The following is a 22,803-nucleotide window of genomic DNA, read 5'->3' on the forward strand; positions in this document are numbered from 1 at the left end:
GAGGAAAGCTATGAACCTGCACCCGCATCTTCGCCACAGTCTGCTCGCCAGCGCCTTGCTGCTGGCCGCAGGCATGGTCCAGGCCGCCGAGCCGGAAATGGCCAAAGGTCTGCAGCAGGCCAAGACCTACACGGTATCCAGTGCGCCGGTCGAGCCGCTGCACATGGATCCGCCCAAGCTGCCCGATCTTTCCGGCTATACCGCGCAAGCGGTGCAAAAGAAGATCGATCGCAGCCGCAAGGGCAAGGTCAGCGTGCGCCGCATGCTCCAGGAAGAGTCGCTCAAGGAGTTCATCGGCGGCGACAACAAGGCCGCCGAATGGGTCCAGCGCCAGCACGGCATTCCCCGGGCGATCTTCGTCGATGACGGGCATGTCGACATGGCGCAGCTGAGCAAGCAGGTGCCTGACCAGTATCTGCGCGAAGTCTCGCCTGGGGTGTTCCTTGCCCGCCTGCCGATCGTGGTCGGACAGAAGGGCATCCTTGAGATCGACGGCAAGGTCAAGGAGCTGCGCCTGTCGCAAGAGGGCGGCTCGTTCCTGGTCAACGACGGCAGGCTGTTCGTCAGCGACACCCAGGTCACCGGCTGGCGCGAGAAGGACAACGGCCCATCGACCTTCCGCTCGCCCAAGGAATTTCGCCCCTTCTTGCTGTCGTGGGGTGGCACCGAGACCTACATCGTCAACAGCAAGATGGCCAGCTTCGGCTACGCCAAGTCCAAGTCGTATGGCGTGAGCATCTCGCAGTACACGCCGAACATGGCCAAGCGCATGGGCCGCCCGGAACCGACCGGCTGGATCATCGGCTCCGAGTTCAGCGACATGTGGTACGGCTTCTATTGCTACGAGACCAGCGACTTCGTGGTCAAGGACAGCACCTACCGCGACAACATCGTCTACGGCATCGACCCACACGACCGCTCGCACCGGCTGATCATCGCTGGCAACACCGTGTACGGCACCAAGAAGAAGCACGGCATCATCGTTTCGCGTGAGGTCAACGACAGCTGGATCATCAACAACAAGAGCTACGACAACAAGCTCTCCGGGGTAGTGATCGACCGTAACAGCGTCAACAACCTGATCGCCTACAACGAGATCTACCGCAACCATACCGACGGCATCACCTTGTACGAAAGCGGCGACAACCTGATCTGGGGCAACAAGCTGATCAACAACCGTCGCCACGGCATTCGCGTGCGTAACAGCGTCAACATCCGCCTGTATGAAAACGTCGCCATGGCCAACGGCCTGGTCGGGGTCTACGGGCACATCAAGGACCTGTCCGACACTGACCGCGACATCGCCCTTGACCCGTTCGATACCAAGGTCTCGTTGATCGTCGTCGGCGGTGAGCTGGCGGCCAATGGTTCCGGGCCTTTGTCGATCGACTCGCCGCTGTCGGTCGAGCTGTACAAGGTGTCCATGCTCGCCCCGCGCAAAGCCAGCGGCATCAGCCTCAATGGCGTGCTTGGCGAGCGCCAGGACGAAATCCTCGACCTGCTGGTACGCCAGCAGAAGGCCGTGCTGATCGACCCGGTCGAACGCCAGACCGAAATGATCGATTAAGGAAAGCCAAGACCATGACGACCCCACACCTGATGAAACTGCTCGGTCTGTCCGCCGCCCTGCTGGCGATCAGCCAAGGCGTGCGCGCCGAAGACGTGCAAGCGCCAAGCTTCAGCGCCGAGCCCTGCTGCCAGCTGTGCCCAGAAGCACATGACGCCAGCCGCTACACCACTCGCTACCAGCAGAACTTCACCACCCTGGTGCAGGCGCAAGGCGACTGGCTGTTCCGAACCCGCGAAGACCTGCGCACCGAGTTCACCACCACTGCCGCCGGCTACAAGCGCTTGCAGCAGGTACACGACGCGTTCAAGAAACGCGGCGTTGAACTGGTGGTGGTGTACCAGCCAACCCGTGGCCTGGTGAACCGCAACATGCTCAACCCGCAAGAGAAAGCCGCCTTCGACTACCAGAAGGCGCTGGGTAACTACCAGGCCATGCTGCAGCGCTTCGCCAAGATGGGCTACAGCGTGCCGGACCTGTCGCCGCTGACCAACGAGCAACTGGCCGCCGCCGACCAGGGCAAGGACTTCTACTTCCGCGGCGACCAGCACTGGACCCCGTATGGCGCCGAGCGCGCAGCGAAGATCGTCGCCGATACGGTGCACAAGATGCCCGCCTTCGAGGGCATCCCGCGCAAGGAATTCGAAACTCACAAATCCGGGCGCATGGGCAAGACCGGCACCCTGCACAACGTCGCCGGCCAGCTCTGTGGCACCAGCTATGCGGTGCAGTACATGGACCAGTTCGCCACTGAGCCGAAGGGTTCGAGCGGCGGCGACGACCTGTTCGGTGACAGCGGCAACGCCGAGATCACCCTGGTCGGCACCAGCCACAGCGGCAAGAACTACAACTTCTCGGGCTTCCTGCAGCAGTACATCGGCGCCGACGTGCTCAACGTCGCCTTCCCTGGTGGCGGCCTGGAAGGGGCGATGATCCAGTACCTGGGCAGCGAAGAGTTCCAGAAAAACCCACCGAAGATCCTCATCTGGGAGTTCTCGCCGCTGTATCGCCTGGACCAGGAAACCATCTGGCGGCAGATCCTCGGCCTGCTCGACGATGGCTGCGACGATCGCCCGGCGCAGATGAGCGCCAGCGCCACCCTCAAGCCCGGCAAGAACGAGCTGATGGTCAACGGCAAGGGCGGCGTGATCAAGGATCTGGTCAACCGCAACCTGCAGATGGACATCAAGTTCGAGGACACCTCGGTCAAGGTTCTGCAGGCCACCTTGTGGTACCTCAACGGCCGTCATGAAGACATCAAGATCGAGAAACCGGAAACCTCCGACACCGACGGGCGTTTCGTCTTCCAACTGCGTGAAGACGAAGACTGGGCCAGCCAGAACCTGCTGGCGCTGGAAGTCCAGGGGCCAGAACAAGGCACCCAGAAGGTCGAGGCCAAGCTGTGCAAACGCAACAACTTCGCCAGCCCCGCGCACACCGCGCAAGCTGGCCAGTGAGGCGAACCATGACCAACACTCGCACCATCACCGCCCCCGCCCTGCTCGCCCTGGCGCTGTTTGGCAGTGCCGCGCATGCCGCGTTGGTGCCGCCCCAGGGTTACTACGCCGGGATCGAGCAGATCAAGACCACCGACGGCAAGTTCCAGTGTGAAGCGGCGCCCAAGCCCTACACCGGTGCGCTGCAATTTCGCAGCAAGTACGAAGGCTCGGACAAGGCCCGGGCGACGCTCAACCTGGCGTCGGAAAAAGCCTTCCGCAGTTCCACCCAGGACATCACCACGCTGGAGCGCGGCATCAGCAAGATGGTCGGTCAGTACATGCGTGACGGCCGCCCGGCCCAGCTCGATTGTGCACTGAGCTGGCTCGGCACGTGGGCGCGCGCCGATGCCTTGATGTCGACCGACTACAACCACACCGGCAAGTCCATGCGCAAATGGGCGCTGGGCAGCATGAGTGGTTCGTGGTTGCGTCTTAAGTTCTCCAACTCCCAGCCACTGGCCGCGCACCAGGCCGAGGCCGAACTGATCGAGAAGTGGTTCGCCCGCCTCGCCGAACAGACCGTGCGCGACTGGAGCGACCTGCCGCTGGAGAAGATCAACAACCACAGCTACTGGGCGGCCTGGTCGGTCATGGCCACCGCCGTGGCAACTGACCGCCGCGACCTGTTCGACTGGGCGGTGAAGGAATACAAGGTCGGCGCCAACCAGATCGATGAGCAGGGCTTCTTGCCCAACGAGCTCAAGCGCAAGCAGCGCGCGCTGGCCTATCACAACTACGCCCTGCCGCCACTGGCGATGATCGCCAGTTTCGCCCAGGTCAATGGTGTCGACCTGCGCGGTGAGAACAACAACGCCTTGCAGCGCCTGGGCCAGAAAGTCTTGGCCGGTGCCAAGGACCCGAGTGCGTTCAAGCGCCGCAATGGGGAGAAGCAGGACATGAAAGACCTCAAGGTCGACAGCAAGTACTCCTGGCTCGAACCCTATTGCAGCCTCTACGCCTGCAACGGCGACACCTTGCAGCGCAAACGGGGCATGCAGCCGTTCGACAGTTTCCGCCTCGGCGGCAACCTGACCCGGGTCTACGACCCGAGCGCAGAAAGCAAGAAGTAACACACATGTGAAAGTGAACTGCGTGGGAGCGGGCTTGCCCCGCGATAGCGTCGGCAGGCGCAGCGGTGTTGTCGCCATTGACGCTATCGCGGGGCAAGCCCGCTCCCACGCACAGTGCTCTTACATCAGGTGACCCTGCACTTTTCGTGGGGGGTTTGGGGGGCTGCTGCCCCGGATGCTGTGAACAATAAGGAGAACCGGGATGGTCTTCTCGTCAAACGTGTTCCTGTTCCTGTTCTTGCCGATCTTCCTCGGCCTGTACTACTTGAGCGGGCAACGCTATCGCAACCTGCTGCTGCTGGTTGCCAGCTACATCTTCTACGCCTGGTGGCGGGTCGACTTCCTCGCGCTGTTCGCCGGGGTCACCCTGTGGAACTACTGGATCGGCCTGAAAGTCGGCGCCGCTGGCGTGCGCACCAAGCCGGCCCAGCGCTGGCTGCTGCTCGGCGTCGGTGTCGACCTGGCGATCCTTGGCTACTTCAAGTACGCCAACTTTGGCGTCGACAGCCTCAACGCGATCATCACCTCGTTCGGCCTTGAACCGTTCATCATCACCCACGTGCTGCTGCCGATCGGTATCTCGTTCTACATCTTCGAGTCGATCAGCTACATCATCGACGTGTACCGCGGCGACACCCCGGCCACCCGCAACCTGATCGACTTCGCCGCGTTCGTGGCGATCTTCCCACACCTGATCGCCGGCCCCGTGCTGCGCTTCAAGGACCTGGTCGACCAGTTCAACAACCGCACCCACACCCTGGACAAGTTCTCCGAAGGCTGCACCCGCTTCATGCAGGGCTTCATCAAGAAAGTGTTCATCGCCGACACCCTGGCGGTGGTCGCCGACCACTGCTTCGCCCTGGAAAACCCCACCACCGGCGATGCTTGGCTGGGCGCCCTGGCCTACACCGCGCAGCTGTACTTCGACTTCTCCGGCTACAGCGACATGGCCATCGGCCTGGGCTTGATGATGGGCTTCCGTTTCATGGAGAACTTCAAGCAGCCGTACATCAGCCAGTCGATCACCGAGTTCTGGCGGCGCTGGCACATCAGCCTGTCGACCTGGCTGCGCGACTACCTGTACATCACCCTGGGCGGCAACCGCAAAGGCACCTTCAACACCTACCGCAACCTGTTCCTGACCATGCTGCTCGGTGGTCTGTGGCATGGCGCCAACTTCACCTACATCATCTGGGGTGCCTGGCACGGCATGTGGCTGGCGATCGAACGCGCCCTGGGCCTGGATACCAACCCGCAGCGCTTCAACCCGGTCAAATGGGCCTTCACCTTCCTGCTGGTAGTGGTCGGCTGGGTGATCTTCCGCGCCGAGAACCTGCACGTCGCCGGGCGTATGTACGGTGCCATGTTCAGCTTCGGTGAATGGCAGCTGTCGGAACTCAACCGCGCCAATCTCACCGGCCTGCAAGTGGCGACCATGTTCATCGCCTACGCGAGCCTGGCGTTCTTCGGCCTGCGCGACTTCTACCGCAATGCCAAGCCAACCGCCAAGGCAACCCCGGTGCAGATCAACGCCGACGGCTCGATCGGCCTGGACTGGACCCGGGTGATGGCCCGTGTGCTGGTGCTGCTGCTGTTCGTCGCCTCGGTGCTCAAGCTCTCCGCGCAGAGCTACTCGCCATTCCTCTACTTCCAGTTCTGAGGCACGGACGACCATGACCCGGACACTTCGCATCACCTACTCCCTGACCTTCCTCGGCCTGCTCACAGGCTTGGGCGTGTGGTCGCTCAGCGGCGCCTCGACGTTCCAGCGCACCGAGCAGATGACCCTGCTCAACGGCAAGCTGGCCAAGGCCGCCGAGACCCATTACGACGATCAGTTCCCGATCAAGCGCATCAGTACCAACCTCTGGGCGGCACTGGATTTCAAGCTATTCAACGAAGGCCGCCCCGGCGTGGTGCTGGGGCGCGAGCAGTGGCTGTTCAGCGACGAAGAGTTCAAGCCCACTGCTGGCGCCGAGCAACTGATGCAGGAAAACCTGGCGCTGATCCGCGGCGTGCGCGACACCTTGCAACGCCAAGGCACGCAACTGGTGTTGGCGATCGTCCCAGCCAAGGCGCGGATCTACTCCGAATACCTCGGCCAGGAGCTGCCGGCTAGCCTGCATGGCGACCTGTACAACCAGTTCCATGCCCAGGCGCGTCAGGCCAACGTATTCGCCCCTGACCTGCAAGCGCCAATGGAGCAAGCCAAAGCGCGTGGCCAGGTGTTCCTGCGTACCGACACTCACTGGACGCCAATGGGCGCCGAAGTCGCCGCCCAGGCGGTGGCCGAAGCGGTGGCCCGCCAGAGCCTGCTCAGCGGCGACCCACAGGCGTTCATCACCCAAGCGGGCGAGACCAAGCCATACAAGGGCGACCTGACCAACTTCCTGCCACTCGACCCGCTGTTCAGCAACCTGCTGCCCGCTCCGGACAACCTGCAGCAACGCAGCACCCACGCGGTCGAGGCCCAAGGCGAGACCGGCGATGCGCTGTTTGCCGACAGCCAGATCCCGGTGGCCCTGGTCGGCACCAGCTACAGCGCCAACCCGCACTGGAACTTCCTCGGCGCCCTGCAGCAAGCGCTGCGCAGCGATGTCGCCAACTACGCCGAAGACGGCCACGGGCCATTGCTACCGATGCTCAAGTACCTGCAAAGCGATGCCTTCAAGAATGCCGCGCCACAGGTGGTGGTGTGGGAATTCCCCGAACGTTATCTGCCAATGAAAAACGACCTCAGCGCGTTCGATCCGCAGTGGATCGCGCAGCTGAAAAACACCCGTAAATCTGAAGAAAACCTGGCCCTGTCGTCCAACCGGGCGAACCACTGATAGAGAGGAACACGCACATGACCCATAAGCCATCTTTTGCCAAAGCCCTCACCCTCGCAGCCGGCCTGTCCCTTTCCGCGCTGGCCTCGGTACAAGCCTTCGCCGGCGCTGACGCGGCCCTGTACGGCCCTAGCGCGCCTAAAGGTTCGACCTTCGTGCGCCTGTACAACGCCAGCAGCGCACCGACCGCCGCCAGTGTCGGCAACACCCAGATCAAGCAGGTTGGCGCGCAAGCCAGCAGCGACTTCAGCTTCCTCCCAGGCGGCGACTACACCGCCCAGGTCGCGGGCAAATCGGTGCCGGTCAAGCTCGCCTCGGACAAGTACTACACCCTGGTCAACAACAGCGGCGGCAACCCGCAGTTGATCGAAGAGCCACCGTTCAAGAACAAGCAAAAAGCCCTGGTCCGCGTGCAGAACCTGACCGACCAGCAACTGACCCTGAAGACCGCCGACGGCAAGACCGAAGTGGTCAAGCCGGTGGCCGCCAACGGCCGTGGTGAGCGTGAGATCAACCCGGTCAAGGTCAACCTGGCCCTGTACCAAGGAGACAAGAAAGTCGGCGACGTCAAACCCGTCGCCCTGGAACGCGGCGAAGCTGCCGTGCTGTACGTCACTGGCTCCGGCAACAGCCTGTCGCCGGTGTGGGTAACCCGCCCTGTGTCCACTAACTGATCCCCTGCCTCTATCGACCTTTGGAGAAACATCATGATTCCGGTAATTCTTTCTGGTGGTAGCGGTTCGCGTCTGTGGCCTCTGTCGCGCAAGCAGTTCCCCAAGCAGTTCCTCGCCCTGACCGGTGAGCACACCCTGTTCCAGCAGACCCTCGAGCGCTTGGTGTTCGAAGGCATGCAGGCGCCGATCGTGGTCTGCAACAAAGACCACAAGTTCATCGTTCAGGAGCAACTGAGCGCGCTGAACCTTGAGACCCAGGCGATCCTGATGGAGCCGTTCGGCCGTAACACCGCGCCAGCGGTGGCGATGACCGCGATGAAGCTGGTCAACGAAGGTTGCGATGAGCTGATGCTGGTGCTGCCGGCCGACCATGTGATCGATGACCAAAAAGCCCTGCAACGCGCCCTGGCCCTGGCCACCGTGGCGGCCGAGCGCGGCGAAATGGTGCTGTTCGGCGTGCCGGCGACCAAACCGGAAACCGGCTATGGCTACATCCGCTCCAGCCAGGACGCGCTGCTGCCCGAAGGCGTGGCCCGGGTTGCCCAGTTCGTCGAAAAACCTGACGAAAAACGCGCCACCGAGTTCGTCCGCGCCGGCGGCTACTTCTGGAACAGCGGCATGTTCCTGTTCCGCGCCAGCCGCTTCCTCGAAGAGCTGAAAAAGCACGATCCGGACATCTACGACACCTGCCTGCTGGCCCTGGAGCGCAGCGATGAACAAGGCGACACCCTCAGCATCGACGAAGCCACCTTCGCCTGCTGCCCGGACAACTCCATCGACTACGCGGTGATGGAAAAGACCCAGCGCGCCTGCGTGGTGCCGCTGTCGGCCGGCTGGAGCGATGTCGGCTGCTGGTCGTCGCTGTGGGACGTGCACGAGAAAGACGACAACGGCAACGTCACCAAAGGCGATGTGGTGGTGCAGGACAGCCGCAATTGCATGATCCACGGCAACGGCAAGCTGGTGTCGGTGATCGGTCTTGAGAACATCGTCGTGGTCGAGACCAAGGACGCCATGATGATCGCCCACAAGGACAAGGTCCAAGGCGTCAAGCAGATGGTCAACACACTCGACAAGCAGGGCCGCAGCGAGACCCAGAACCACCTTGAGGTGTACCGCCCGTGGGGCTCGTACGACTCGGTCGACATGGGTGGACGCTTCCAGGTCAAGCACATCACGGTCAAGCCCGGTGCCAGCCTGTCGCTGCAGATGCACCACCACCGCGCCGAGCACTGGATCGTGGTCTCGGGCACGGCGGAGGTGACCTGTGACGAGAACGTGTTCCTGCTCACCGAGAACCAGTCGACCTACATCCCGATCGCCTCGATCCACCGCCTGCGCAACCCCGGCAAGATCCCCCTGGAGATCATCGAAGTGCAGTCCGGCAGCTACTTGGGCGAGGATGATATCGAGCGCTTCGAAGACGTCTACGGGCGCACGTCCACGCCGATGGAGCGTGGGGTTTCGGTGAAGACCATCGCCCAGTAAGCGATTCCCTGAACACCTGGGGACATTGACTACGTGGTGACCACGTGGGAGCGGGCTTGCCCCGCGATAGCGTCATGGCAGACAACGCAATCACTCTGTCAGATCGCTATCGCGGGGCAAGCCCGCTCCCACGCCCCCCCGCCTATTAGTTCCATCAACCAACAGGTCCATCAACCAACAGGTCCACGCAGCCATCCTTGCGTGCGCCAACGTTGCTTTTTGAGGTGAACCCCTTTTACAGCTACGATGGTCAAACCCGCCCAACCAAGGCATGTCCTGCACAATGATCATCGGCGCTCTGCTCATCCTCACCTGGCTGGTCCTGCTCCTGCGCTATCCGGCCAAGGCCCTGCCGATCTCCCTGGCCGCCGTATTGGGCCTGGGGCTGGTTGCGCTGTGGGTAGTCTGGCAAGACAGCCGCGAATCTTCGCAGCTGGCCCGCCTGGAATTGCGCCTGACCTACGCTCCTGATCAGTGTCCTGCCGACCGCGCCCTGCGCGTGACCATGAAAAACGGCAACAAGGCCCCCCTCACCGAACTACGCTGGCGAGTCGGCGCCTATGCGCCGGGCGACACCGTCAACCTCGCTGAAAGCACCTACAGCGCACCGCGCTACCGCGGCCCCGGCGAATTGCAACCTGGCGCCGAGTGGAGCGACTGCCTGCCCTTGCCGCCGCTGCGTTCAGGCTATCGCCCGCAGACCCTGGAGTTTCGTCCAGAACACCTGCAAGGCTCGTTTGCCAACTAGCATTTTTGTCAGTTTCGCCGCGGCACCACCTGGCATTGAATAGGCGCATTGCCTTGTCAGGAGGACGTTGTCGTGCACCTGCATCCCCTCTGCGACCCCGATGCCCTGGACGACCTGCTCGATGCCGAACGCCGCGAGCGGCGCAGCGTGATCTTCGTCGGCTCGCACAGTTGCCCGCCGTGCAACAGCCTGCGGCCGGTCTATAAACGCCTGGCGCGCCGCCTGCGGGGCATCACCTTTTACGACTTGAACCTCGACCAGTTCGAAGATCCCGCCTGGGAGGGCTGGCTAACCGCCGTGTTCAAGGACCTCGACCTGCGCTACATCCCCTCGCAGATCCTGCTGCCGGTCAGAGGCTCAGCACAGGTGGTGCGCGTTGGCCGCGCGGCACCGTTGCGTCAGGCATTGGCAAGGCTGCATCGCCCCGGCTGCGCTATGATCGAACCTTCATCCCTTTTGCGCAGACCCCGCCATGCCCACAGTTCTCATCACCGGCTGCTCCAGCGGCATCGGCCGCGCCCTGGCCAACGCCTTCCGCGATACTGGTCACGAAGTCTGGGCCACGGCCCGCAAGCTCGAGGATGTGCAGCAACTGAGCGCGGCTGGTTTCTGCGCACGACAGCTGGATGTCAATGATGCCCACGGCCTGACGCAGTTGGCCGGCGAGCTCGAACAGCGCCATGGCGGCCTGGATATCCTGATCAACAACGCGGGCTACGGCGCCATGGGGCCGCTGCTCGATGGCGGGGTCGAGGCGCTGCGTCAGCAGTTCGAGACCAACGTATTCGCCGTGGTCGGCGTGACCCGCGCGCTGTTCCCGCTGCTACGTCGCAACCGCGGCCTGGTGGTGAATATCGGCAGTGTTTCCGGGGTGTTGGTGACGCCGTTTGCCGGCGCCTACTGCGCCTCGAAAGCCGCCGTGCATGCACTCAGTGATGCCCTGCGCCTGGAGCTGGCGCCGTTCGGCATCCGGGTGATGGAGGTCCAGCCTGGGGCGATTGCTTCGCAGTTTGCCAGCAATGCCCAGCAGCAGGCCGAGCAGGTATTGGCGGCTGATTCACCGTGGTGGCCGCTGCGCGAACATATCCAGGCACGCGCGCGCGCTTCGCAGGACAAACCCACACCGGCCGCGCAGTTCGCTCAGGGATTATTGGCGGCAACACAGAAGTCGCCGACGCCGGCGCTGGTGCGCCTGGGCAATGGCAGCACCGCGCTACCGCTGCTGGCGCGCTTGCTGCCGCAGCGGTTGCTCGACAAGGTGCTGCGCAAGCGCTTTGGGTTGTTGCGACCGCTTTGACTGTGGTGACCGCTTCGCGGGCAAGCCCGCTCCCACAGGGCCCGAGTCGTTTGAGCCAGGTGTGTAGAGCCTGAGACCGACGCTGTACCTGTGGGAGCGGGCTTACCCGCGAAGAGGCCGGCACAGTCAGCACAAGGGCTGGACGCCAACCGCAGCCAGATCAACCACCCTGGTCGCCACCTGCTCCGCCACCCCAGGCACAACCGCATCAACCCTCACCCCAGTGCTGGCCAAGGTCTCGCCCATCCCGCGCACTAGAGTCTTCAGCTCGCGCTTAGCGCACAGAAACACCAGCCGCCCCCAGTTACGCGCCACCATACCCTGGGCGTAATGGCGTGCCAGGCTGGTAGCGCAGACTTGGGCCACGGCTAAGCCGTTGACCAGGATGTCAGTGTGCGGCACGCGCTCGATCAGCGTCTGGATGCCCTGGTCAGTGCTCAGGTCGGCAGCGACGCCGATGAGGCGAGCGGCGGGAAGTGCCTCGCGCACCTGCCTGAACGCTTCATCGACGTGGGCCTGACTGCGGCCGTTAAGCACCACTTCGGCGCCGGCCTGGACCAAGCCGATCACGATCGCCAAACCCAGGCCGGTGGTGGAGGCAGTGACGATGGCGCGCTTGCCGTTCAGGGGAAGATGCATCTGCGGCCTCCTCGTTAGTTGGTTGGGGCTTGCTTTGCAGCCGCAAAGCGGCCCCGCTTCACACCCTAGGCGGCTCTTGGTCAAACGCCTGCCACCCCCCACCCAACGCCTTGTACAAACCCACCATGGCCTGCGAAACCGCCGCCGAGCTGTCGATCCACTGCTCTTCACTGGCCAACAACGCCGACTGCACGCTCAGCACATTGAGAAAGTCCACCGCCCCTTCGACGTACTGGCGCTGAGCGGTTTGCAAGGCAATCCGGTTCTCCCGCACCGCCTCGGCCAAATGATCGCGGCGCAGCTGACTGGCGTTATACAAGCGCAACACATCGTCGATCTCATGCCAGGCAGCCAGCACCACCTTGCGGTAGTTCAGCGCCGCTTCCTGTTGCTGGGCCTCGCGCAATTGCAAAGTTCCGGTCAGCCTGCCACCTTCGAAAATCGGCAGCGACAACTGCGGGCCAAAGGCAAACCGGCGTGAGTCCCACGCGCCAAAATCAGACAGCTGCATGGCCTGGAAACCCATGCTGCCGGACAAGCGAATACTGGGGTAGAAATCGGCCTTGGCCACGCCGATGCTGGCGGTGGCAGCATGCAAGCGCGCTTCGGCCTGGCGGATATCCGGGCGGCGCTCAGCCAGCTCAGATGGCACGCCAATGGCGAATTTCTCCTGCGGCGCCGGCAGCTCGCCGGTCTTCAGCAGCTCGCTCTGCAAGCTGCGCGGTGGCTCGGCGGCGAGCAGGCTCAGGGCGTTGATCAGGTCATCGCGGCGCGCCTCCAGCGTTGGCAGGCGCGCTTCGATCGAGGCCACCTGGGCCCCGGCCTGGGCCACATCCAAACGGGTGGCAACGCCTTGCGCCTGGCGATCCTGGGACAGCTCTAGGCTGTGCTGGGCGACCTTGAGGTTGTCCTGGGTGACCTCCAGGGTGTGCTGTACGGCGCGCAGCTGAATGTAGTTACCGGCAGTTTCCGACAGCAACGCCAGCAGCACCCCGCGCCGATCATTCTCGGCCACGGCCACTGTCGCATCGGCGGCTTCCACCTGCCGCCGTACCCGGCCCCACAGGTCCAGCTCCCAGCCTGCGACCAAGTCGCCCTGCCACAGGTTGAACGCCGACTTGCCGGCCTTACCGGACGGGTCGTTGAGGCCTTCGGCGCTATTGCGGGCACGACTGTAACCGGCATTGGCATCCACCGACGGCGCCTGCTCGGCCGCCACGCTGCTACGCAGGGCGCGGCTTTGCAGCAGGCGGGCGCTGGCCATCTGCAAGTCGAGGTTGCGCTCGGCGACGCGCTGGATCAGGGCGCTGAGCTGGGCATCGTGAAAGCTGTCCCACCAGCGCAGCTCCAGCGGTTCGGCCACCGGCTGGCTAGCCGCAGCCGGGCCTTGTAGCGCCGCCCAGTCCTGCGGCGCTTGGCTGTCAGGGCGCTGGAAGTCCGGCCCGAGGGTGCAGCCTGCCAGCAGTACGGCAAGCAGCAAGGGGCTCAAGGGCAATAGCGGTTTCATCGGGCAGTCACCTCTTTGCCTGCGAGGGTGTCGCCTTGGGTGTCGATGGTGGCTACCACCGACATCCCCACGCGCAGGCGCTGCAACAGTGGCTGGCCGTCATCGAAGACGATCTTCACCGGGATGCGCTGGACCACCTTGGTGAAGTTGCCGGTGGCGTTATCCGGTTTGACCGCAGCGAAGGTCACGCCCGTGGCTGGGGCGATGCTCTGGACATGGCCCTTGAGGGTTTCGCCAGCGAAGGTGTCGACGCTGATGCTCACCGGCTGCCCGAGTTGCACGTGGGTCAGTTGGGTTTCCTGGAAGTTGCCCACGACGTAGGCCTGCTCCAGCGGCACCACCGACAGCAAGCGTGCGCCCGGATTGACGTAGGCACCGACGCGCAAGGCGCGCTCGCCGACCATGCCGTCGACGGGGGCAGTGATGCGGGTATAGGACAGATCCAGCTCGGCCTTCTCCACCCCGGCTTCGGCCCGCTTGAGCTGGCCATCGGCACTGGCGACCTGGGCACTGAGAATGTCCACCTGCTTGCGGGTGGCGACCAATGCCGCCTGGGTGTTGGCCAGGCGCGCACGGGCCTGATCGACCCGGCTGCGCGCTTGCTGGGCATTCTGCACGGTACCGGCGCCCTGCTCGGCCAGACGGCTGTAGCGATTGACCTCATGCTCGGCGAAGGCCATCTCAGCCTGGGCCGCTTTCACCGCCGCCTCAGCCTGGGCGATCAGAGAGCCTTGGCGGTCGAGCGTGGCGCGGGCATCGGCGCTTTGCGCCTTGGCTACCAGCAACTGCGCTTGCGCAGCATCGAGGGCGGCCTGATAGTCGCGCGCATCGATCGTCGCCAGCAACTGGCCGGCCTTGACCTGCTGGTTGTCCTCGACCAAGACCTCTTTGATGAAACCTGCCACTTTTGGCGCGACCACGGTGTAGTCGGCGATCACGTAGGCATCGTTGGTCCGTTGCTGATGGTCGCTGCCGAGCAGCCACGGGCCAATCAGGCCGGCCAGGACGGCCACGGCCAGCACCGAGCCGATGACGAGAGTCTTGCGATTGTTGGTCATGTTCTGTGTTCTCGAATTCATCCAGGGGTTCAGGCCACCGCACGCGGTGGATAGACCCGAGTGGGCACGAAAGGAATAAGGCAGATAAGGGCCACGGCGATGCCCGCCATGACCAGGTACAGATCGGCCGAGGTCAGCACCAGGGCCTGTTGATGGATGCGTTGCGCAAGGCCTGCGGCGCGATCATCGATCAGCGGCGCATTACCCAGGCTGTCCACCAGGTGGTTGGAATGAAAATGCCGGCGCAGGGTCCCAAGGGCATCGAGCAGGCCGGTGGCGATCACCGCAGACAAGCCCTTGACGGTGTTGAACCAGGACGAGGCGAACGGCCCCTCCTGCGGCGTCATGCCGTTGGTGGAAAGCATCAGCAGCGGCAGCACGGCCATCGGCTGGCCAAACACCTGCAGCAAGTAGAAACCGTAGAAGTTGTCGCGAATCCACTGCGAGGTCAGCAGGCTGCTGCCCACGCACGACAGCGCCAGCATCGCCAGGCCAACCGCCAGCACCCAACGGCAATCCACTGCGCGGATGTTACACAGCGCAGCAGTCAGCGGCAGGGCCAGCAGTTGCGGCATGGCCACCAGCATCATCAATGGGCTGGTCTGCGCCGGCCGATAGCCCTGGATCTGCGCCAGGTACGCCGATGGAATTGTGCCCACACCGGAAAGCACGATCAGCACCCCGGCCAAGGTCACCAGGGCGAAACTGAGGTTACGCCGCGAGAGCATGCGCAGTTGAAAGAACGGCAGCGGCTCGGACCATTCGTTGTACATGAACAGCACCAACAGCAGCAGGCCGCCACCGAGCAGCCAGCAGATCAGCGGCGAGTCGAACCAGCCCCAGCGGTCACCCAGCGACAGGCCGAGGACGATGCAACTGAGCGCCGGTAAACCGAGCAGCACCCCGCGCCAGTCGAACTGTTTGAAGCGCTCCAGGCGCAGCGGGTCTTGCGGCAGGCCCCAGCCGACGCAGGCCATCGCCAGCAGGGAAGGCAGGATGATCTGCCAGAACGCCCACTGCCAGCCGACATATTCGGTCCACAACCCCGCCAGCGGCGTGCCAAGGTTAGGGCCGAAGGTGGCAGTCAGGGCGTAGCAGGCCAGGCCATAGACCTTGATCCCCGGCGGCAGGAAGCGCAGGGCGACGCTCATCAGCATTGGCGGCAAGGCGCCTGAGGCCAGGCCTTGCACGACGCGCAGCAGCATCAGGCTGTGCAGGTTGGGTGCATAGGGTTGCAGCAAGCCGAGCACAGCGAACAAGCCGATGGCAGTCAGGGTGAAGCGGCGTAGCGAGAAGGTCGTGGCCAGCCAGGGTGAAAACGCCATGGCCGACACCGAAGCCGCGGCGTACACCGCCAGCAGCCAGGCGCCCTCGTCGGCGCCGATGCCCATGGCGCCGCGGATATCGGCCAGGGAAATCTTCGTCACCGCTTCGTTGAGACCCGCGCAGAGCACTGCCAGCAGTACGCCAAACAAGCCGACCACCACCCGCAGGCCGAACGCCGTTTGCGCAGGCGCAGCGGGCGCCGAGGCGGTAGCGAGCGCGGCGGTAGGCGCGGTCAAAGAACTCATGGACGGACATCTCCAGCAACATAATCGGGGCTGGAGCAAGTCTAAGAAGGTCGAATGCTTACGAAAACTGACTTATTGGCAGTTTTAAGTTGCGTCAGGCGCAATCCGCTTTAACCGCGTCGCCTTCTTCGCGGTCAAGCCCGCTCCCACAGGGATGGGTGTGTACTCACTGTTTGTGTCCGGCGCGCTCAGTGTGGGAGCGGGCTTGCCCGCGAAGAAGACACCGCCGATGTCACGGATCGACACTGCAACAAGCTTTCAAGGTCTGGCGCAACCAGCGGTGCGCCGGATCACTGTGAAAACGTGGGTGCCACGCCTGCATCACATTGACCCGTTCCAACGGCACCGGGATCTCGAACGAACGCAACGGCAGCCCGAGCTTGGTAACGCTGTTGAGGATATTGGCCGGCATCGGCAGGATCAGGTCCGAATCGGGCAGCGAGAACAGCGCCGAGTGAAAACTTGGGGTAATCAGCGCCACCCGCCGCTGCACCTTGAAGTTGGCCAGCTCGACATCGATCGGGCCATTGGCCCGGCCGCGCCGCGACACGCTGATCTGTGGATAAGCGGCAAAGCGCGCCGGGGTGATCTCGGCATCGAAGATCGGATGATCGCGGCGCGCCAAGCCAACATAAAAGGTATGGAACAAGCTCTGCACCTTGATCTCTGGCGCCAGGTCGATGCTTGAGCTGATCACCAGGTCAGTGCGCCCGTCGCGCAGCACGCTGTCATCATCACCGCCTGGGCTCTCGGGCACGAAGCGCAGGACCGTGCGCGGTGCCTGTTCGTGCATCATGCGCAACAGCTGGGCGCCATACAGGGCGATGAACAGGTCGTTGGTGCGGATGTTGAAGGCCCGATCCAGGTTGAGCAGGTCGACGTCTTCGGCGCTGCGAAACACCTGCCCGGCCTGCTCGACCAGCAGGCTGACCTGCTCGCGCAGGGCCAGGGCGCGTGGCGTGGGGACCAGGCCGCGACCCGCACGCACCAGAATCGGATCGCCCAGTGCATCGCGGATGCGCCCCAGCGTTCGGCTCATGGCTGCCGGGCTCAGGTTCATGCGCTGGGCTGCGCCAACCACGCTGCCTTCATCGAGCAGGGCGTCGAGGGCGACGAGCAGGTTCATGTCCGGGAGTTGCATGGCCGTGGTCCGTGGCGGCTGGGGGAAGCGCGATGTTAACAGGTCGCCGATTGCGCCAGACGCAACGGCGCCGTGCGTGGGGGGCTATTTATCCTGATCGGTGGATCGGCTCAGAATGCTGTAGAGACTTTGCCGGCCTCATCGCGGGGCAAGCCCGCTCCCACGCAGTTATCGGTGTGAGAGAAATTGCGTGGGAGCGGGCTTGCCCCGCGATGAGGCCGGCAGTTGTTGCATCAATACCTGCCCCAGACCGAGGAGCCTGCATGCCCCGCCCCGTCCTGATCGCCATCGACGCCTCCCCCGCTGCCAGCGCCCTGCTGAACCTGGCGCTGCGCTACTGCCGCCCGGACGAGCAGCAACTGCACGTGCTGATGGCCATCGACTCAAGCTTTGCTGTGCACGACAAACCCCTTCCCTTCAGCGCAGGCGAGCTGGAGGAATACCCCGCCGCCTGCGAAGAACAGCAACTGGCCGAGCAGGCCGTGTCCGAGGCGCTGACAACCCTGCGCAACGCAGGCTTCAATGCGCAGGGCTGCATGATCGCCGCTGAGCCGGTCGAGGCCATTGTCGACAAGGCCAAGGCGCTGGACTGCGAACTGATCATCATCGGCCACCGCCACCTGTCGCGGCTGGGCCGGCTGCTGGATCCGTCGATTAGCGCCAAGGTGATTGATCGGGTGCAGGTTCCGGTGTTGGTGGGGGCTGCGTAACCTGGGTGGATTGACTGACGCCATCGCGGGGCAAGCCCGCTCCCACGCCGTTCGCTTCTACGAGGGCCAGGCTACGTGGGAGCGGGCTTGCCCCGCGATGGCGGCAAAAGGCGCACTGCCAGTGCTGGATCAACCCTCGCCAGGCTTGACCACCACGGTACAGGTAGTCCCCGCCGCCAACAAAAACCCGTCCGGCACTTCATCGATGTGAATCCGCACCGGCACTCGCTGGGCCAAGCGCACCCAGTTGAAGGTCGGGTTCACATCGGCAATCAATTCGCGGCTCTGCGGGTTGTCGCGATCATAGATCCCGCGAGCGATGCTCTCCACATGGCCCTTGATCCGCTCGCCACTCATCATCTGCAGCTCAGCCTGATCGCCCACCTTCACATGTGGCAGCTTGGTCTCTTCAAAGAACCCATACACCCAGAACGAGTTCTCATCGACCACTGCCATCACCGGCTCGCCGGTACGCGCATAGTCGCCACGATGGATATTCAGGTTGGTCACGTAACCGTCGACGGTGGCCACGATGCGCGTACGCTTGAGGTTGAGCTCGGCTGCCGCCAATTGCGCCTGGGCCTGCTGGTAATCGGCCAGGGCGGAGCTTGCGATGTTGCTGGCGTCGTCGCGGTTTTCCTTGGAGATCACCAGGTTGTCCATGTCGGCGCGGCGCTTGGCGTTGACCTTGCGCATCTCCCAGGTGGCCTTGCGCGAAGCGACCAGGGCCTTGGCCTGATCGACCGCGACCTGATAGTGCTCGGCGTCGATCTGGATCAGCACATCGCCCTTCTTTACCCGCTGGTTATCGCGCACCGGCACGTCGGTGACATAGCCCGGGACGTCGGCGGCGACGTTGATGATGTCGGCGCGCACGCGGCCGTCGCGGGTCCACGGGGTGGTCATGTAGTGCAGCCACAACTGGCGGCCGATGGCCACGGCGGCGACCAGCACCAGCAGGGTGGCAATCAGGCTGAAGAACTTTTTCATCGAAGGATTCTCACCAGTAGACAGACAGCGCCATGGCGCCGAAAAGGCAGATGAACAGGCACAGGCGCAGCAACGCCGGGTGCCAGAAGAAGCGGTAGCCGTCAACGCTTGCGATGAAGCGGTCCAGGCCCCAGGCCAAGCCTGCGGCGAACAGGAACATCAAGGTCATGGTGGGCATGTACACGCCATGGAAGGCGATCTCACGGGGCATGGTGCAATCCTTTCGCCGGGGCCAGCGGCGACTGTGGGTCGAGCAGGGAAGTACGGATGAAGTGCAGGTAGCTTTGCGAGCGGCGCAGCACCGAGGTGTCGAAGTGGCGGGCGAACGGCTCGTCGGTGGCTTGCACGCGACTGATCGCATGGTCCACCGCGACCAGCGCGCGCTCGTGGTTGCTGGCGTTGGGTTGCAGGAACAAGCGCGCCAGCGCCCGGCCCATCACCCGGATCGCCTGGCGCCAGGGCTGCGACTCGGCATAGGCCGGGTGCACTGGGGCGCGGTCCTGCTCCTTGCGCAGCTCGATGATGGCGTGGCCGACTTCCAGCACCACGAACATCCAGCGCATCAGTTCGCTCTGCACCTGCGGCTTGCCAGCGGCCAGGCCATAGGCTTGGTGCAGCAAGTCGCGAGTGCGGCTTTCGAATGCCGAGCTCAGCCCGCGCAGGCGCCCGCCGATGGCGAACAGCACCTGCTCACGCAGGTCGCGCTGCAAACGGCTCCACAGCCAGCGGCTGTTGGGCGGCAGGATGATCGCCCCGGCGGCAGCGCAAACCAGCATGCCGATGACCATGCCGATGTAGTCGTTGATGAAGGTGTAGGGGTTGTACACGGTGAGGTTGTTCGGCACCGAGCCGATGGCGAAGAACACCAGCAAGCCAATCCCGTAGCCGGCGTAGGCCGGGCGCGAGGAGAGGAACGCGCCGAGCACGAATACCGGCGCCAGGACCATGCACAACAGCGGGAAGCCATCGATCCAGGGGAAGACGAAGAAGGTTTCGAAAAAGCCGATAAAGGCGCCGATCAGCGTGCCGCAGGCCATCTGGAACGACATGCGCTTGGGGTTGGGCGAAGCCGCCGACAGGCCGACGGTGACGGTGGCGATCAGGGTCATCATCGCCCCGCTCGGCCAGTCGCTGATCAGCCAGTAGCTGCCCAGCAACAGCAGCACCGCCGAAGCGCGTACCCCGGCAGCCAGCGACACCAGCCAGTTGGTCTGCGACACATAGGGCTCGTCCCACTGCTCGCGCTGGTGGTTGTGCGCAGACAGCGAGGCGTGGGTTTCGGCGTAGCTGAACATCTCGTCGACGAAGCGGTACAGCAGCTCGAAGGCGGTGTGGAAGTCGAGCAGGTCGGCTTCGCTGGGGTTGGTCTCCAGGTACTCGGCGCGCAGGGTGCGCACCTGGGCTTGCAGGCCCTCCTTGTAGGCGGCCAGCTCCAGGGTCAGGCGTAGTGCATCGGCATCGGTCAGGGCCCGGCCGACGTAGGGTTCGAGCAACTCGGCGAGGGTTGCAAGCCCCGGCTCGATAGCGCCGACGATCTGCAACGGCCCGCGTGCGCGCAAGCGTTCGAGCAAGCGGTGCAGGGCATTGAAGCGGGTGGTGATGGCCATGAACTCGCTGTTCATGCGCACCAGGCGACCGCTGCGCCGACGCATGTGCGGGTCTTCGAAGGCGGTGACGTTACGCAGGCTTTCCAGGCCCACGGCCTCGGCGATGAAGCGCACGTTGCTGGTTTCGAAACGATCACGCTGGCTGTCGCCCCGCAGCGCCTCGACCACCACCCCTGCGAAGACGCCAAAGCGCTGGTACAGGGCGTTGCGCATGGCAGCGCTGGCCGACTGCGGCAGGATCGCGGCGCTGACCATGGTCGACACCAGAATCCCCAAGGAGATCTCCAGTACCCGCCACACGGCGGCCATGAAGGCTTGGTCAGGGTGTTCCAGCACCGGCAGGCCGATCATCGCCGCGGTGTAGCCAGCGAGCACGAAGCCGTAGGCGCGGAAGGTCCGGTAGCGCATGGCGCCTGCCGAGCACAGGCCCACCCACAGGGCCAGGCTGGGCAGGAATAGCTCGGTGTTCTGCGGAAAAAGCGCAATCAGCGCGACCATCATCGCTGAACCTGCCAAGGTGCCGAGCACCCGGTAGAAGCTCTTGGCGAACACATGCCCGCTCTGTGGCTGCATGACGATGAACACGGTGATCATCGCCGTGCGCGGCTGCGGCAGTTCCAGGCGCATGGCCAGCCACAGGGTGATGAAGGCTGCGGCCAGTACCTTGAAGATGTAGACCCAAGTCACCCCGTCGGTACGCGCCCAGGCGAAGAAGCCCCGGCGCCACTCCAGGCTTTGCAGCCAGCGCACGGGCAAGCTCGATGTGCTCATTGGCTGTGGTCCGGCTTGTCGAAGATGGCCAGGGTGGCTGGGGTTTTCGGCGCGGCCTGGCGCTGTTCGGCAGGTGCATCCTGGCCCGCTTGCAGACCACCACCTAACGCTGTGACCAGCTCGGCATGGGCGGTCAGGCGCGCGGCTTGGACCTGCTGCTGCACTTGCTGCTGGCGGAACAACAAGGTCTGCGCATTGAGCACGTTGAGGTAGTCGGTCAGGCCGCGCTGGAAGGCGACCAGGGCAATGTCGTAGGTCTTCTGCGCGGCGGCCACCGACGCTTGGGCGAAGTGCGCCTGCTCTTTCATCGACTCGCGGCGGATCAATTGATCGGAGATGTTCTTCAGCGCGCCGATCACGGTCTGGTTGTAGCGCGCCACGGCGACGTCATACCCCGCCGAGGCCACACCCAACTGCGCGCGCAGGCGGCCACCATCGAAGATCGGCAAGCTGATGGCCGGGCCGACGTTGTAGTTGAACTTGCGCCCGGTGAGAAACTCCAGCGCGCCACCCCCAGTGGCCATGAAGCCCAAGCTGCCGACCAGGTCGACGTTGGGGAAGAAGCCTGCGTGTGCGACGTCGATACCCCGCGCCTGCGCCGCGACCTGCCAGCGGCTGGCGACCACGTCGGGGCGCTGGCCGACCAATTCGGCGGGCAATGCCGAAGGCAAGGTCAGCGCTGCGCCAAGGGTCAGGCTCGGACGCTGGAGCTGCGCGCCCTCCCCCGGCCCCTTGCCGGCCAGGGCCGCCAGCTGGTTACGCGCCAGGGCGATTTCTTCATTGAGCGCGTCGAGCTGGCGATGGGTCTCGGGCAGCGGCGCTTCGGCCTGGCTGACCTCGAAGTGAGTGCCGATGCCGCCCTCCAGGCGACGCTTGGCCAGGCCCAGGATCTGCTCCTGCTGTTCGAGCTCGGACTTGACGATGTCGCGCTGGGCAAAGTGCAGGGCCAGCTGGATGTAGACCTTGACCAGGTTGTTTTCCAGCTCCAGCTGAGCCTGGCGCGCTTCGGCCACGCTCATGTGGGCCAGGTCGAGCGCCTGCTCGCTGGCGTTGCGCTCGCGCCCCCACAGGTCCAGGGCATAGCTCAGGCCAAGGGCGGCATTGTTGTCCCAGGTGTTGGCACCCGACAACGCGCCGGGGCCGTAGAACTGATCCTCTGGCCAGTTATGCCGCTTGAGGCTGGCCTGGCCGTTACCCTGGAGTTTCTCCGCCGATTCGACCACGCCGGCCATAGCCTTGGCTTCGCGCACTCGCGCTACGGCCATCGCCAGGCTCGGGCTGCCGGCCAGGGCCAGGGCTACCCAACGGTCGAGCTGGGCATCGCCATAGGCGCGCCACCACTGCTGGTCGGGCCAGCGGGCATCGCGGGCGGCCTCGCTGATGGCGTGGTCGGTGGCTAGGGTATTGGCTTGCAGCGTCTTGCTTTGCGGGGCGATACCCCAGGTTCCGATACAGCCAGACAAGGACAGGCTAAGGGCACAGGCACTGAGCGCATTCAGCGCTCTGATGATGCGACGCGGCACAGCTGCGATTTCCCGAGGAAAGAAGTGGATGAGGCCGGGCAATTCTAGGGGGCCGTCGCACTGGCGATAAGCGCATAATCCTGCGAATCTTTGTTACCAAAACAGCGATAAT

At 64.1% G+C, this 22,803-nt stretch carries 19 protein-coding genes; 10 read left to right on the top strand and 9 right to left on the bottom strand.

Annotated features, from left to right (window positions below):
• The first annotated feature begins 10 nt into the window (after positions 1–10).
• The 9 genes from algG (at position 11) to HU737_RS17950 (ending at position 11,174) form a co-directional block, all read left to right on the top strand.
• Positions 11–1,567 (top strand): mannuronan 5-epimerase AlgG, encoded by a 1,557-nt coding sequence (algG, locus tag HU737_RS17910; protein ID WP_186553817.1) that lies wholly within the window; start codon positions 11–13, stop codon positions 1,565–1,567.
• 14 nt (positions 1,568–1,581) lie between these two features.
• Positions 1,582–3,024: an alginate O-acetyltransferase gene (locus HU737_RS17915; RefSeq protein WP_186553816.1), complete on the top strand. Its 1,443-nt coding sequence runs from the start codon at positions 1,582–1,584 to the stop codon at positions 3,022–3,024.
• Positions 3,025–3,032: 8 nt separating this feature from the next.
• Complete coding sequence (locus HU737_RS17920; protein ID WP_186553815.1) at positions 3,033–4,136, top strand: mannuronate-specific alginate lyase; 1,104 nt, start codon at positions 3,033–3,035, stop codon at positions 4,134–4,136.
• A gap of 202 nt (positions 4,137–4,338) precedes the next feature.
• Positions 4,339–5,796, top strand: a complete 1,458-nt coding sequence (locus tag HU737_RS17925; protein WP_186553814.1) for an MBOAT family O-acyltransferase — start codon at positions 4,339–4,341, stop codon at positions 5,794–5,796.
• Between the two features lie 13 nt (positions 5,797–5,809).
• Positions 5,810–6,967, top strand: coding sequence for an alginate O-acetyltransferase (locus HU737_RS17930; RefSeq protein WP_186553813.1), 1,158 nt, complete (start codon positions 5,810–5,812; stop codon positions 6,965–6,967).
• A gap of 17 nt (positions 6,968–6,984) precedes the next feature.
• Complete coding sequence (locus HU737_RS17935) at positions 6,985–7,641, top strand: alginate O-acetyltransferase AlgF (RefSeq protein ID WP_186553812.1); 657 nt, start codon at positions 6,985–6,987, stop codon at positions 7,639–7,641.
• Between the two features lie 33 nt (positions 7,642–7,674).
• Entirely contained in the window at positions 7,675–9,129 is a 1,455-nt protein-coding gene (locus HU737_RS17940; RefSeq protein ID WP_186553811.1) for a mannose-1-phosphate guanylyltransferase/mannose-6-phosphate isomerase, read from the top strand.
• Positions 9,130–9,412: 283 nt separating this feature from the next.
• A complete protein-coding gene (locus HU737_RS17945; RefSeq protein WP_186553810.1) occupies positions 9,413–9,877 on the top strand; it encodes a multidrug transporter in 465 nt (154 codons plus the stop codon).
• A 472-nt stretch (positions 9,878–10,349) separates the two neighbouring features.
• Positions 10,350–11,174, top strand: a complete 825-nt coding sequence (locus HU737_RS17950; RefSeq protein ID WP_186553809.1) for an SDR family oxidoreductase — start codon at positions 10,350–10,352, stop codon at positions 11,172–11,174.
• Positions 11,175–11,300: 126 nt separating this feature from the next.
• Here HU737_RS17950 and HU737_RS17955 read toward each other — a convergent pair whose 3' ends face one another.
• The 5 genes from HU737_RS17955 to HU737_RS17975 form a co-directional block, all read right to left on the bottom strand.
• A complete protein-coding gene (locus HU737_RS17955) occupies positions 11,301–11,813 on the bottom strand; it encodes an SDR family NAD(P)-dependent oxidoreductase (protein WP_186553808.1) in 513 nt (170 codons plus the stop codon).
• 58 nt (positions 11,814–11,871) lie between these two features.
• Complete coding sequence (locus HU737_RS17960; protein WP_186553807.1) at positions 11,872–13,320, bottom strand: efflux transporter outer membrane subunit; 1,449 nt, start codon at positions 13,318–13,320, stop codon at positions 11,872–11,874.
• On the bottom strand, positions 13,317–14,378 hold the full coding sequence (locus tag HU737_RS17965; RefSeq protein ID WP_186553806.1) for an HlyD family secretion protein: 1,062 nt from the start codon (positions 14,376–14,378) through the stop codon (positions 13,317–13,319). The genes HU737_RS17960 and HU737_RS17965 overlap by 4 nt, the downstream gene beginning before the upstream one ends.
• A gap of 29 nt (positions 14,379–14,407) precedes the next feature.
• Positions 14,408–15,949: an MFS transporter gene (locus tag HU737_RS17970; protein WP_186553805.1), complete on the bottom strand. Its 1,542-nt coding sequence runs from the start codon at positions 15,947–15,949 to the stop codon at positions 14,408–14,410.
• A 232-nt stretch (positions 15,950–16,181) separates the two neighbouring features.
• Positions 16,182–17,090, bottom strand: coding sequence for a LysR family transcriptional regulator (locus HU737_RS17975; protein ID WP_186553804.1), 909 nt, complete (start codon positions 17,088–17,090; stop codon positions 16,182–16,184).
• 263 nt (positions 17,091–17,353) lie between these two features.
• Between HU737_RS17975 and HU737_RS17980 the strand changes: the two genes are divergently transcribed.
• Positions 17,354–17,800 carry a universal stress protein gene (locus tag HU737_RS17980; protein WP_186553803.1) on the top strand — a complete coding sequence of 149 codons (447 nt, stop codon included), beginning with the start codon at positions 17,354–17,356 and terminating at the stop codon, positions 17,798–17,800.
• A 129-nt stretch (positions 17,801–17,929) separates the two neighbouring features.
• On the opposite strand, the gene HU737_RS17985 is transcribed toward HU737_RS17980, so the two are convergent.
• Genes HU737_RS17985 through HU737_RS18000 form a run of 4 tightly spaced genes read right to left on the bottom strand, consistent with a single transcriptional unit; the run spans position 17,930 to position 22,691 of the window.
• Positions 17,930–18,790 carry an efflux RND transporter periplasmic adaptor subunit gene (locus HU737_RS17985; RefSeq protein WP_186553802.1) on the bottom strand — a complete coding sequence of 287 codons (861 nt, stop codon included), beginning with the start codon at positions 18,788–18,790 and terminating at the stop codon, positions 17,930–17,932.
• A gap of 10 nt (positions 18,791–18,800) precedes the next feature.
• On the bottom strand, positions 18,801–19,001 hold the full coding sequence (locus HU737_RS17990) for a DUF1656 domain-containing protein (RefSeq protein ID WP_186553801.1): 201 nt from the start codon (positions 18,999–19,001) through the stop codon (positions 18,801–18,803).
• Positions 18,991–21,168: an FUSC family protein gene (locus HU737_RS17995; RefSeq protein ID WP_186553800.1), complete on the bottom strand. Its 2,178-nt coding sequence runs from the start codon at positions 21,166–21,168 to the stop codon at positions 18,991–18,993. The genes HU737_RS17990 and HU737_RS17995 overlap by 11 nt, the downstream gene beginning before the upstream one ends.
• Positions 21,165–22,691: an efflux transporter outer membrane subunit gene (locus HU737_RS18000; protein ID WP_186553799.1), complete on the bottom strand. Its 1,527-nt coding sequence runs from the start codon at positions 22,689–22,691 to the stop codon at positions 21,165–21,167. Before HU737_RS18000 ends, HU737_RS17995 begins: the two co-directional genes overlap by 4 nt.
• Positions 22,692–22,803: the final 112 nt, after the last annotated feature.

The organism is Pseudomonas urmiensis (assembly GCF_014268815.2).
Classification (GTDB): Bacteria; Pseudomonadota; Gammaproteobacteria; order Pseudomonadales; family Pseudomonadaceae; genus Aquipseudomonas; species Aquipseudomonas urmiensis.

What these genes read in the sequence shown, in the direction of transcription:
- algG (WP_186553817.1), top strand. Translation starts at nt 11, where the DNA reads ATGAACCTGCACCCGCATCTTCGCCACAGTCTGCTCGCCAGCGCCTTG.
- HU737_RS17915 (WP_186553816.1), top strand. Translation starts at nt 1,582, where the DNA reads ATGACGACCCCACACCTGATGAAACTGCTCGGTCTGTCCGCCGCCCTG.
- HU737_RS17920 (WP_186553815.1), top strand. Translation starts at nt 3,033, where the DNA reads ATGACCAACACTCGCACCATCACCGCCCCCGCCCTGCTCGCCCTGGCG.
- HU737_RS17925 (WP_186553814.1), top strand. Translation starts at nt 4,339, where the DNA reads ATGGTCTTCTCGTCAAACGTGTTCCTGTTCCTGTTCTTGCCGATCTTC.
- HU737_RS17930 (WP_186553813.1), top strand. Translation starts at nt 5,810, where the DNA reads ATGACCCGGACACTTCGCATCACCTACTCCCTGACCTTCCTCGGCCTG.
- HU737_RS17935 (WP_186553812.1), top strand. Translation starts at nt 6,985, where the DNA reads ATGACCCATAAGCCATCTTTTGCCAAAGCCCTCACCCTCGCAGCCGGC.
- HU737_RS17940 (WP_186553811.1), top strand. Translation starts at nt 7,675, where the DNA reads ATGATTCCGGTAATTCTTTCTGGTGGTAGCGGTTCGCGTCTGTGGCCT.
- HU737_RS17945 (WP_186553810.1), top strand. Translation starts at nt 9,413, where the DNA reads ATGATCATCGGCGCTCTGCTCATCCTCACCTGGCTGGTCCTGCTCCTG.
- HU737_RS17950 (WP_186553809.1), top strand. Translation starts at nt 10,350, where the DNA reads ATGCCCACAGTTCTCATCACCGGCTGCTCCAGCGGCATCGGCCGCGCC.
- HU737_RS17955 (WP_186553808.1), bottom strand. Translation starts at nt 11,813, where the DNA reads ATGCATCTTCCCCTGAACGGCAAGCGCGCCATCGTCACTGCCTCCACC.
- HU737_RS17960 (WP_186553807.1), bottom strand. Translation starts at nt 13,320, where the DNA reads ATGAAACCGCTATTGCCCTTGAGCCCCTTGCTGCTTGCCGTACTGCTG.
- HU737_RS17965 (WP_186553806.1), bottom strand. Translation starts at nt 14,378, where the DNA reads ATGACCAACAATCGCAAGACTCTCGTCATCGGCTCGGTGCTGGCCGTG.
- HU737_RS17970 (WP_186553805.1), bottom strand. Translation starts at nt 15,949, where the DNA reads ATGAGTTCTTTGACCGCGCCTACCGCCGCGCTCGCTACCGCCTCGGCG.
- HU737_RS17975 (WP_186553804.1), bottom strand. Translation starts at nt 17,090, where the DNA reads ATGCAACTCCCGGACATGAACCTGCTCGTCGCCCTCGACGCCCTGCTC.
- HU737_RS17980 (WP_186553803.1), top strand. Translation starts at nt 17,354, where the DNA reads ATGCCCCGCCCCGTCCTGATCGCCATCGACGCCTCCCCCGCTGCCAGC.
- HU737_RS17985 (WP_186553802.1), bottom strand. Translation starts at nt 18,790, where the DNA reads ATGAAAAAGTTCTTCAGCCTGATTGCCACCCTGCTGGTGCTGGTCGCC.
- HU737_RS17990 (WP_186553801.1), bottom strand. Translation starts at nt 19,001, where the DNA reads ATGCCCCGTGAGATCGCCTTCCATGGCGTGTACATGCCCACCATGACC.
- HU737_RS17995 (WP_186553800.1), bottom strand. Translation starts at nt 21,168, where the DNA reads ATGAGCACATCGAGCTTGCCCGTGCGCTGGCTGCAAAGCCTGGAGTGG.